Origin of the sequence: Microcoleus anatoxicus (genome assembly GCF_042465725.1) — a bacterium.
In the GTDB taxonomy this organism is placed as follows: domain Bacteria; phylum Cyanobacteriota; class Cyanobacteriia; order Cyanobacteriales; family Microcoleaceae; genus Microcoleus; species Microcoleus anatoxicus.
In genome coordinates this window covers 5,339,562-5,351,517 of sequence record NZ_CP120853.1, presented here as the reverse complement: position 1 = coordinate 5,351,517, position 11,956 = coordinate 5,339,562, and the positions used below count along the sequence as shown (strand labels likewise).

Sequence of the window (11,956 nt, the reverse complement as noted above, 5' to 3'; positions counted from 1 at the left end):
ACAACAATCCCAATCTCGGCTAAAAATAGCAGACAATTTTAAAATTCAGATGTTCAGTAACTTTTACATTGTCTGCTATTCTTAATTCTCATCGTCCTAAAAGCTTCACCAAACCAACGCCGCCAAAATACAAAGCCAGCACCGCACCCCCTAAAAGACTTTGAGTCAAAGGGTCAGTCGAAGGCGTTAACACAGCTCCCAAAACCGCCGCTCCCAAGATTACATACCGCCAACCAGACAACATTTGCTTGGAAGAAACTATGCCCAAAACGCCTATCAATACTAGGACGATCGGGATTTGAAACGCTAAGCCGGTGCTGAACATTAATAGTAAAACAAATTCAAAGTATTTCTCGATCGACCACAACTGCTCTACAACATCCGCCCCGTAGGTGACAAAGAAGTTGAGCGCCGCCGGAATCAGAGCAATGTAAGCAAATACTAAGCCGCCTAAAAATAAGAAACTAGAACCGAAGAAAACCGGGCCGAGCAACCCGCGTTCTTTGCGAGTTAAGCCAGGGAGAACAAATAATGCTATTTGGTAAAAAATAAACGGACTTGCAATTAGCAAACCGCTGTATCCCGCTACTTTAATCGAGACAAAGAAATACTCTCCGGGAGCTAGCTGCAAAAATTTGACTGCTCCTGCGGGTACTTCTAACAGTTTGACGATCGGTCTCACATATAAAAAGCAACCGATTATACCGATGACTACTGCAATTAGTGCATAGAAAATGCGCTGTCGCAATTCTTCTAAATGGTCGAACAAAGACATCTCAACTTCGTCGGGAAGTTCGTCGAGATATTCGTTTTCTAGGTTGCGGGAACCCCTAAAACTGTCTGCGATTAGTGCAATGTTATTTTCCGGGATAACTGCTTCGTCTTCTAAGTTAATGAGATCCACTAAATCATCAGCGATGGATGCAATGCTATTTTTAGCTCTAACTTTTTTATCTTCTAATTTACTGACAGCCTCTAAATCATCGGCGATTGGTGCAATGCTATTTTCCTCGCTAACTTCTTCGTCTTCTAATTTACTGACATCCACTAAATCATCGGCGATGGGTGCAATGCTATTTTCCGGGCTAACTTTTTCACCTTCTAAGTTGCTGACATCCACTAAATCATCGGCGATTTGTGCAATGCTATTTTCCGGGCTAACTTCTTCACCTTCTAAGTTGCTCGCAACCATAGAATCATCGGCGACTGATGCAATATTTTCCGGGCTAACTCCTGCACCTTCTAAGTTGCTGAGATCCGCAGAATCATCGGCGACTGATGCAATATTTTCCGGGCTAACTCCTGCACCTTCTAAGTTGTTGACAGCCATCAAATCATCGGCGACTGGTGCAATGCTATTTTCCGCGCTAACTTGTTCGAGGTTGTTGTCAAAATTTTGTTCGGATGTCTCCAAGTCTGAGGGGGCTGTCATAGGGAATGGCGAATTGGTAATGGGGAATCGGGAATCGGGAATCGGGAATCGACCCTAAAAGTATTGGTCTTGATTATTATAACCAACAACAAACAACTAACAACTAATGACTACTGACTAAGGACTACTGACTTCTTCTTTATTCAATGACGATCGCAATTTTGCCTACAGCGCGCCCCGTTTCGCTGTAAGCGTGGGCTGCTGCTACTTCTTCGAGGCTGTAAGTGCGATCGACAATCGGCTCAACTTCACCAGACTCGATTAGTTCCCGCAAACTGCCTAAATCGCTGTTGTTAGCATTAGCCACAATTAACTTAGCTTTTTTGCCAGACATAAACAAGCTTAAAAACATCGGCGCGAGGTTCTCGAAACTAGGCAAAGTCGAAATATAAACTCCCTCCGTTTGCAACACATTTTCGCATTCATCAAATTTTATTTGACCTACAGCATCCAAGATTATATCATACTTTTGTGTTTGTTGAGTAAAGTCCACTTCACCATAATCTAGAACAATATCGGCTCCCAAATTCTGCACAAAATTTAGATTCTTGGCACTGCAAACTCCTGTAACTTCCGCCTTCATCGCCTTTGCTATTTGGACTGCAAAAATGCCAACTCCGCCGGAAGCACCATTAATCAATACCTTTTTTCCCGCTTGAATTTCACCCAAATCCCGGAGTGCTTGCAAAGCAGTTAAACCTGCAATTGGTACTGCTGCTGCTTCCGCATGAGTAACGTTTTGAGGTTTAATTGCCGCAGTAGATTCTGGTACAGCGCAGTATTGGGCACAAGCGCCACCACTCAGGGGATTTAAGAAAGTATAAATCTCATCTCCCGGTTGAAATCTGGTGACATCTTGACCAACTTCCACTACAACTCCAGATATATCTGAACCGACAATGCGAGGAAAGTTAAATCCTGACAATAGTTGCAGGTGTCCTTGCCGGATTTTCCAGTCTACGGGGTTGACGCTGCTAGCGCGAACTTGCACTAGCAGTTCATCTGGTTTGATGGTTGGCTGTTCCACTTCTCGGTATTGCAATACCTCAATGTCGCCGTAGCGATCGAAGACAACTGCTTGCATGGCTATTTTTTAGATTTATTTCAAATATAAGGCTCTCTGCTGTAGAATTATTATATAGCTATTCTCTTTCGTTTGTGAAGAAGATTTATTTTTTTTAACCGCAGAGGGCGCAGAGAGCGCAGAGATAGAGATTATGTGTTTTGAGATTATTACTATAAAGTACCTCTAAAGACTCACTGTTCAACCTTGGATATTTGCCCTTATTTATCACTTTAGCCAGAGGTTGAGCAAAATCTCAATGATTTATCTTTAAAATAACCAGATAGTCTGAGGTAAACTGATTATGACAACAAATAACGGAACCCAAACAAAACGAGTTGCCATACTCATTGAAAATGGAGTTGAGGACTCCGAGTTTTTAGTTCCTTATAATGCTTTAAAACAAGCAAATTTTGATGTGGTTGTCCTCGGTTCTCGCACTAATGAAAAGTATGCAGGGAAACAGGGCAAATTATCCATGCAAGCTGACGGAACTACTACTGAAGCAGCAGCGACAGAATTTGATGCAGTGGTAATTCCTGGCGGTATGGCTCCCGATACCATGCGGACTAATCCCAATACCGTGGGATTTGTCAAAGAAGCTTTTGAAGCAGGAAAAATTGTGGCTGCTGTTTGTCACGGACCACAACTTTTGATTGAAGCTGATTTGCTAAAAGGCAAAAACGCCACGGGTTTTTTGGCAATTAAAACTGACATGATTAATGCCGGCGCTAACTACATTAATGAAGCTTTAGTCATTGACGGCAATTTAATTACTTCCCGGCAACCAGGAGATTTAGCAATATTTACCACTGCAATTTTATCTCGACTTGGTTACGGTGGTAAAGAAGTCGGTTTGCCAGAAGAAAATGACACTAATGCAGAATGGTGGAAATTAGCTAATGCCTGGGGTGGTTCCACCCAAGGTGATATTGTTAAAGGTTTGAATACCGCCCTGGCTGGGGAACGCTATGCTTGTGAAGCTTTTGAACATTATGCGGAAAAAACGCAAGATAGCGAATTGCGATCGCTCCTGACAGAAATGATTCAAAATAAACAACACCACATCCTCGCCCTAGAAAGTCGTCTTCACGATTTCGGCGAAAAACCTGCGATTCCCGCCCAAATTGCTGATAAATACGCTAAGTTAAAAGCCTCTGTGCAAGGAACAGATGAACTGTTCTTGTTACGCAGCACTCTGGGGGATTTACAAACAGGTGTTGTCGATATCAACCACCTACGGGCTAAGTTCACAGATCCGGTATCAACTGCCATTTTTACAGAGATACAATCAGATTTGTCTAAATGCGAGCAAGCCGTTGCTAAAGTCTACCGCGCCCACGCTCTTTCCCAGGAAATTAAAGCTCCCAAACCTTCTACTAGCCCCGCTGTGAAAATGTAATCAGCACGCGGTTAAATAAGTTTGCAGTTGCACGGAATCAGAAATGAGTCAACGTGCAACTGCAAACTTGTGCTGTAAAAAATTAAATTTACTGATTTCAGGTAAAATAAAACCTAAGACTGAAAAGCAGGTACTCAAATAACCACAAGGTGGAGGGTTTTATTCAATGGGCTCTATATTCGTTTCGGCTGGACACGGCGGCTTTGAAGGAAATCAGCGCGATCCCGGCGCCATGGCTTTTGGCACCACCGAAGCCCAGGAACTTATGCTAATTCGGGATTTATTAGTACCTGAATTACGGCGACGAGGCATAGAAACTTTCTCCGTCCCAGATACTCTGAGTTTAGTACAAACTATCGCTTGGATCAACGACCGCTGTCGCGCCGGAGATGTCGCTCTAGAAATGCACGCCGATGCTTTTTCTAATCCGCAAGTTCGCGGTGCCAGTGTGTTTTATATTGGTAGCAACCCTAAGCGCAAAGCTGATGCTGATTTAATCTTAAATGGCTATTTGCGACGTCTCCCAGGTATGGTCAGTCGTGGTTCAAAAGCAGATACTGAGGCTGGTGTTGGTAGTCTGGGATTTTGTCGGCGAGTGGCCATCCCTTCTTTGCTGATAGAGATCGGTTTTTTGACTAATATCGATGACTTGCGAACTTTTCAAAATCGCCGCCCGGATATTGCTCTGGGATTGGCTGATGGACTCGAAGCTTGGTTGAAAAATACGGGTTTGAAACCCTTACCGACACCCACACCTGCGCCGACACCGACACCAAAACCCACACCTGCACCTGCACCTACACCCGCCACCATAACCACACCAACACCTCCACCCACACCTACACCTCCACCCACACCCACACCTCCACCCACACCCATAAGTTATCCACCAATTAATATCAACATTAACGGTGAACCCCACGAAGAGAAAGGTATTTTGGTGAATGGAAATGCTTTTGTTCCGTCAGAAGTTCTGGATATTTTTGATATCGAACCCGCTGCGCTTGACAGGCGGATTACGTACAATGGAATTGTATTTGTGCGAGCGATCGATTTGCGCGATCGCGATATTGCCGTAGCCTGGGATCAGTCCACAACCTCCGTATCCTTGCGATCGCGCCGCGATATCCTTTCAGGAGTGGGAAAAATCATGAATCGCGGTCAAACTACTGCCCAACAAATGACAGTATTCCTGACCAAAAACAACAGCAAAGCCCTGGCACAATTTCCCAATTTACCTCAAATTTACATCCAAGAAGCAGCAGCAGAAAGCGTCAACCATGACCTAGCATTTTGCCAAATGTGTGTAGAAACAAATTTTCTCAACTTTGGCGGTTCTGTGAAACCGGAACAATTTAACTTTGCTGACATGGGAGTCATCAACGCTACCAGTTCCGGCCTCTCCTTTCCCGATGCCCGGACAGGAGTCAGAGCTCACATTCAGCATCTCAAAGCTTACGGTAGCACCGAACCAATCAACCAACCTTTAGTTAAAGAAAACGTGCGTTTTAAATTTGTCAAGCGGGGTGTCGCCCCCACGGTGAATGAATTGGTAGGACGCTGGAATGCCGACCCCCAATACGCCCAAAAAATCATGAATACAATCCGGTTGTTGTATGAAAATGCTGGTTTGTTATAACTGAGATCTTGCATTAATATCAAGAACAGACCCTCCCGCCTGTTCTTGATATGAGTGAGTTTTCTTTCTCGTTTCTCGTTACCAGGCTCTGCCTGGTAACGCAGATCCAGAGGCTTCGCCTCAACTAAAAAAATTCAGATGTTAATTTTAAATCCCTCAATATAATTATGGTTTCCAACAGTATCAGCTTCTCGGACATTCAAAATCATTGGGCGAGACAATTTATTGAAGGCTTAATGGAACGAGCAATTGTCAGCGGTTTGCCCGATCGCACTTTCAGTCCTAACACTAACTTAACCCGCGCCCAATTTGCCACCATAGTCAGCAAAGCATTTCCCACACCAGACAAACAAACATACCTGCCCTTTGCCGACGTTCCCACTACCTACTGGGCAGCACCAGCCATTCAAACAGCATTTAAAAGAGGCTTTATATCTGGCTATCCCAACAATTTATTTAAGCCAGAAAATAAAATTACCAGAGTCGAGGCTTTCTTGGCTTTAGTCAGCGGTATTTTCGATGCCAATACTGCCCCACCGACCAATCTTGTCCTATCCAACATCTATCAAGATAGCACAGAAATTCCCAACTACGCCAAAAGTGCGATCGCCCTAGCAACTCAATCAGAAATAGTCGTCAATTATCCAAACTTAAAATTATTAAATCCCGCTGGAAACGCCACACGAGCCGATGTTTGCGCCTGGGTTTATCAAGCATTAGTTTATTTAAAAAGAGCGCCAAAAATTCCCTCACAATACATCGTAACTATCGGCAAAACTCCCCCACCACCACTACCAACAGTGCAAGTCAGTCATCAGCGAGAATTTCGCGCAGCCTGGGTAACAACTGTCTGGAATATTGACTGGCCATCCAGCGCCAAACTCTCAACCGAACAGCAAAAAAACGAACTGCTGAAAATCCTTGACAGATTAGCAGAAATGAATTTTAATGCTGTCATCCTTCAAATTCGACCAGCGGGAGATGCCCTTTACCCATCAGAATTAGAACCTTGGAGTGCTTGGCTGACAGGAACCCAAGGAAAGCCCCCCCAACCCTATTATGACCCTTTAGAATTTGCCATTACTGAAAGCCACAAACGCAACATAGAAGTTCATGCTTGGTTAAATCCCTACCGCGCCAAAGTTTCTAGTAAAACCCCCGCCACTGTCAGCCCTCACATCTCGGTAACTAATCCCGAATGCGTGTATGCTTGGGGCGATCAAATGTGGATGGACCCCGGAATTCCGACAGTTCAAGACCGGACTTACAAGGTAATTCTAGACGTAGTGAAGCGCTACGATCTAGATGGCATTCACTTTGACGATTACTTCTATCCTTATCCGATAGCGGGCAAAGAATTTCCTGACAGCAAGACTTATAATAATTATCGATCGCAAGGAGGGAAACTGAGTCTGGGAGACTGGCGTAGAGAAAATGTCAATAGCTTAATTAAAAGAGTAGCAGAAGGCATTAAATCCACCAAATCTCATGTTAAATTTGGCATCAGTCCCTTCGGCATTTATCGCCCAGGACAACCACCGGGAAGTCGCGGTTTAGATACTTACGAAGAACTTTATGCTGACTCGAAAAAATGGTTAGAATTAGGTTTGGTAGATTACCTAACTCCGCAACTTTACTGGCGCATAGACGAAACTGCTCAAAGTTATCCAATGCTGTTAAATTGGTGGGTAGCAAACAACCCCAAACAAAAACATATTTACGCTGGAAACAACTTAGGCTTACTTGACGGTAATAAGTGGACGGTTGCCGAAATCAACAAACAAATTCAGATCGCGCGCAACCTAGATGAAAAGTTAGCGTTGGGCAATATATTTTTCAGCATGAAATCATTTACTGACAATCGCCAGCAAATTTATGATAATTTCAAAGCGACTACCTATGCCAACTTGGCACTGGTTCCTACGATGCCTTGGCTAAAGGGAACTCCGCCACCTACTCCGACTGGAATTGAAGTCAAAAAAGTGGCAAATAGCTCTGTTTTGAGTTGGAACAATTCAGCCAAAAATAATATCTGCTCTTGGACAATTTATCAGAAAAATGGTAATAGTTGGAAATTGATGAGAATTCTGAATGCAGAGACAGCAGAAATAGCAATCCAACCGGGAACCTATGCTTTGTGCGCCGTAAGTAGAATGGCGGTGGAAAGTGCGGGAGTTGTGGTAGTTATTAGTCAATAGTTATTGGTAATTGGTAATTGGTAATTGGTAATTGGTAATTGGTAATTGGTAACAACAGACAACAGTCAACAGTCAACCCTGAACCCTGAACCCTCAGCAATTATCTTCCTCTAGACAGGAGACATCTTGAAAATAGATGCGCTATCCTAGGGTGAATATTTTAATGACAAACAAATCCTATGGTTCCCTTGCGCGATGAAAATCCCACACGCATCACTCCCTATGTCACCTATGGACTGATTGCTGCCAATGTGTTAGTATTTTTGTACGAATTAACTTTGGGCGATCGCCAATTAACGCAATTCTTCTACTCCTGGGCCGTAGTACCTTGTCAGCTAACTAATATCTGTCGAGTTTCTCTACCCGCTTCGCCCTTTCCCGAATGGATAACGCTAATTTCTTCCCAATTCCTACACGCAGGCTTTCTCCACGTCGCCGGAAATATGTTATTTCTCTGGATTTTTGGCAACAATGTAGAAGACCGTTTAGGACACATAAAGTTTATAATATTTTACCTTACTTGTGGCGTTTTAGCATCCCTAACTCAGTGGTTTTTTGCCTCAGCATCGGCTATTCCTTCTCTGGGTGCTAGCGGTGCGATCGCAGGTGTCATGGGAGCTTATATTCTACGATATCCCCAAGCCAAAGTTCTAACATTACTCCCCTTGGGAATCTTTATTACTACTGTCAGAATACCTGCTTTCTTTTTTCTAGGATTTTGGTTTGTACAGCAGGCATTTAACGGCCTTGCTTCTTTGAATGCGCCCGCTAATGTGGGTATGGAATCTGGGGGAGTTGCCTACTGGGCCCATGCTGGTGGGTTTGTTTTTGGTGCTATTCTTGGCCCTTTGTTGGGGCTGTTTTCTGAAGATAATGAGATTTGGTGATTAGTTAGTAGTTATATCAATTCCGGTTGTATCGGAATGATTTAACCGCGAAGGCGCGAAGTACGCGAAGCAAGAGAAGAGAGAGTTTAATACAGGACGATGAAGAGAGGATTTGATATTATTGGTTATTTGTGATTTGCAGGGTCAAGCAAATCACAAATAACCCGTAACCACTAACTAATGACTCTGTTTCTAGATGAAAGTAAAGTCAAATCCTGACAAAGCAGAAACGCCGGTTACACCGTTTAATTTCGCCAAAATCCGAGAATCACTGCCAGTGACATTATTGCCATTGCCATCATAAATGATGTAAGTGTTGCCGCCAGTGTCATAGGCAAATAAGAATGCTGTTCCTCCTAAAATATTAGATGAAACTGTTGTTTGCACGGGGAGTAAAACTTGGTTGGTGCTGCTGACATTCCCGAATCCGGGGGCAAAATTAAACTGATCGGCGATCGGCACTCCTAGACCAGTAAAATCTGTAATTAAATCATATCCACCTGCGGCGATCGCAGCATTGATTGCAGCCGAAGAAGCAGCATCAAACACCGGCCCTCCTGAATCAGGACTGGTATACCGGAATTGATTGCTACCACCCCCACCAGTCATAGTATCGACCCCTGGGCCACCTATGAGTACGTCGTTATCCACACCGCCGTTAATCGTATCGTTGCCACCTCTACCGTCGATCGTATCGCTGCCGGCCAAACCGTTAAAATTATCAGCCAAAGAGCCGCCAATTAGATTGTTTGGCCCGCTATCTCCGGGCAAGATTTGAACGGTGACAACACCGGTGCCTGGAGTTGTGCCGAATCCATCGCTGATGTTGTAGCTAAAAGTAGTGCTACCGGGTACATTACCGGGGATGAATTGCACCTGAGAGACTAGATTTACGGCTATCCCCAGTTTCGGTGTGCCGACGTTGATGATGTTGAGTTTCCCATTTTGCGGGCTGACATCGTTGGCTAGCACGTCGATGAATGTCGGTAGCAAATTGTTGGTATTTGTGAATACGATGCCGTCATCAACTGCGATCGGACTTAGGTTAGTTGGAGTAGTTACCGATGTATTGAAAGAATTGATGTTAATTGCGACTCCTGCTGCTGCTGTGCCACCCTGTTCGTCTGTGACGCTGTAGCTGAAAGATCCCGCTTGTCCGATGACATCTGTTGCGGGTGTGAAATTCAGTCCGACTAATTCTTGAACGGTCAATTTTTGGTTGACGGCGATCGGGATTGTACCAGTAACCACTAAACCGAATTTAGGATTTGGCAGTTGGGTGACAGTGGCTGACACGGACTGGCCCTCCGGGTCACTAGGGGCGGAAATGCTTAGAGACAGAGGCAAATTCTGGAAACCTGTTATCGTTTTGCCACTTTCGACGATGGGCGGCTGGTTAGGAGTTGGTGATGGAAAAGCCGGTGGAGTTGGACTCGGCAAAGTGGGAGTTGGGACGATGGAAGAACTCGGACTTGGACTCGGACTCGGACTCGGACTCGGACTTGGAACCAGTGTTGGTAATGTTCCTGGTGTCGGACTCGCGGTTGTCCCTGCTGATGTTGTGGGTGTAGGAGTTGTGGTTGCTGGTGTAGGAGTTGTGGTTGCTGGTGTAGGAGTTGTGGTTGCTGGTGTGGGAGTTGTGGTTGCTGGTGTGGGAGTTGTGGTTGCTGGTGTGGGACTTGTGGTTGCTGGTGTGGGAGTTGTGGTTGCTGGTGTGGGAGTTGTAGAAGTCGTTGTGCCAGTTGTAGAAGTCGTTGTCCCAGTTGTGGAAGTCGTTGTCCCAGTTGTGGAAGTCGTTGTCCCAGTTGTGGAAGTCGTTGTCCCAGTTGTGGAAGTCGTTGTCCCAGTGGTGGAAGTTCTTGTGCCAGTTGTGGAAGTCGTTGTGCCAGTTGTGGAAGTCGTTGTCCCCTGAATGATGAAGGGATTGTCGTCTACACGGGGTATTTGAGCTGTCGTGAACTTAGATTCATCTAGCGCGTTAGCCCTAACATCAATTAAGACCGCCAAAAATTCACCAGTGCGCTTGTCTTGAATAATTGTGTTGCTAGAATTCGATCCTTGACCCTGAAAGATATTTAAGTCTGTAAAGCTCAAACCTCCAGCTAGACCGATCGAATCTCCAGCCTTAAAATCTGTAATTAAATCAGCATCGCCAATTTGAGGTCCACCAGTAGTCAGAAAACCGCTACCCCCAGCGGATGTGCCCACCCTACCGAGAATAAAGATATCCGCACCATCGCCTCCTGTCAGAGTATCAGTACCGCGATCGCCCGCCATAACATCATCTCCTGCGCCACCAGACACAGAATCATTGCCATCGCCCCCGAAGAGTCGGTCATCTCCATCGCCGCCATCAGCAGTATCATTGCCTACCCCGCCACTGATGATGTCTCCACCCTCTTCACCGAACAGCAAATCACTGCCAGCACCGCCCTGCAAACAATCATTGCCAGTATCGCCAAAAACACTGTCATTGCCCTTATCGCCAAAAATTAAGTCGCCCTCGCCACCTCCGCGCAGAGAATCATTCCCCTTACCGCCATAGAGTGTGTCATCACCTTCACCACCCAAGACAGTATCGTTGCCTTGGTCCCCAAAAACTCGATCGTTACCCCGATCGCCAATTACCAGGTCATCGTCTTTACCACCCCGTGCGGTATCATTACCAGGGCCGCCATCAACTATATCCTTGCCAGCTCCACCGTTGAGATAATCATTACCATCCTCCCCTCTGAGTAAATCATCCCCATCGCGACCGAGAATTGTGTCATCCCCTTCACGGCTGGAAATGGTGTCATTGAACAAGCTACCGATGAAATAGTCAGCGATGCTCCTTCCTACCACTATGCCATCGACAAATATCGGTGTGGGGGGGGTCGGAGGGGCGATCGGAGTTGGTCGTGATACAGGCGTTATCGAAATCGTCGTTGTACCAGTAGATGAAGTCGTTGTACCAGTAGATGAAGTCGTTGTACCAGTAGATGAAGTTGTTGTACCAGTAGATGAAGTTGTTGTACCAGTAGATGAAGTTGTTGTACCGGTAGATGAAGTCGTTGTACCGGTAGATGAAGTCGTTGTACCAGTAGATGAAGTCGTTGTACCAGTAGATGAAGTCGTTGTACCAGTAGATGAAGTCGTACCGATTAATGAAGGATCTGTACCGGTTTCGAGAAAAAAGAATGATACTGCACTTGGCATAATTCGGCCTCCTTGTGGTTCTATTCAAACATTAAACAATAGATTCTCAACAAGTCTTTTATGGGTGGGTTCTCCGACCCACCCCACAATCAAATTCACTCCTTGTGGAACAGGCCGGAAAGCCTGTTCTTAAGAAT

General features: G+C 45.2%; 8 protein-coding genes. 5 read left to right on the top strand and 3 right to left on the bottom strand.

Annotated features, from left to right (window positions below; genetic code table 11):
• Positions 1 to 88: 88 nt before the first annotated feature.
• Both tatC and P2A85_RS23205 read right to left on the bottom strand, forming a co-directional pair.
• On the bottom strand, positions 89 to 856 hold the full coding sequence (gene tatC, locus P2A85_RS23210) for a twin-arginine translocase subunit TatC (RefSeq protein ID WP_377481655.1): 768 nt from the start codon (positions 854 to 856) through the stop codon (positions 89 to 91).
• Positions 857 to 1,571: 715 nt separating this feature from the next.
• Positions 1,572 to 2,516: an NAD(P)-dependent alcohol dehydrogenase gene (locus P2A85_RS23205; RefSeq protein WP_377475721.1), complete on the bottom strand. Its 945-nt coding sequence runs from the start codon at positions 2,514 to 2,516 to the stop codon at positions 1,572 to 1,574.
• A gap of 283 nt (positions 2,517 to 2,799) precedes the next feature.
• Here P2A85_RS23205 and P2A85_RS23200 point away from each other — a divergent pair, with 283 nt between their 5' ends.
• The 4 genes from P2A85_RS23200 (at position 2,800) to P2A85_RS23185 (ending at position 8,621) form a co-directional block, all read left to right on the top strand.
• Positions 2,800 to 3,897, top strand: coding sequence for a DJ-1/PfpI/YhbO family deglycase/protease (locus P2A85_RS23200; RefSeq protein ID WP_377475720.1), 1,098 nt, complete (start codon positions 2,800 to 2,802; stop codon positions 3,895 to 3,897).
• Between the two features lie 166 nt (positions 3,898 to 4,063).
• Positions 4,064 to 5,536, top strand: a complete 1,473-nt coding sequence (locus P2A85_RS23195; RefSeq protein WP_377475719.1) for an N-acetylmuramoyl-L-alanine amidase — start codon at positions 4,064 to 4,066, stop codon at positions 5,534 to 5,536.
• A gap of 167 nt (positions 5,537 to 5,703) precedes the next feature.
• Positions 5,704 to 7,734 (top strand): family 10 glycosylhydrolase, encoded by a 2,031-nt coding sequence (locus tag P2A85_RS23190; RefSeq protein ID WP_377475718.1) that lies wholly within the window; start codon positions 5,704 to 5,706, stop codon positions 7,732 to 7,734.
• 179 nt (positions 7,735 to 7,913) lie between these two features.
• On the top strand, positions 7,914 to 8,621 hold the full coding sequence (locus tag P2A85_RS23185) for a rhomboid family intramembrane serine protease (RefSeq protein WP_377475717.1): 708 nt from the start codon (positions 7,914 to 7,916) through the stop codon (positions 8,619 to 8,621).
• A 192-nt stretch (positions 8,622 to 8,813) separates the two neighbouring features.
• On the opposite strand, the gene P2A85_RS23180 is transcribed toward P2A85_RS23185, so the two are convergent.
• The gene (locus P2A85_RS23180; RefSeq protein WP_377475716.1) at positions 8,814 to 11,465 is read right to left on the bottom strand and encodes a calcium-binding protein; all 2,652 of its coding nucleotides are present in this window, start codon (positions 11,463 to 11,465) and stop codon (positions 8,814 to 8,816) included.
• On the opposite strand from P2A85_RS23180, the gene P2A85_RS23175 reads away from it, so the two are divergent.
• Entirely contained in the window at positions 11,449 to 11,952 is a 504-nt protein-coding gene (locus P2A85_RS23175) for a hypothetical protein (protein ID WP_340541399.1), read from the top strand. The genes P2A85_RS23180 and P2A85_RS23175 overlap by 17 nt on opposite strands.
• Positions 11,953 to 11,956: the final 4 nt, after the last annotated feature.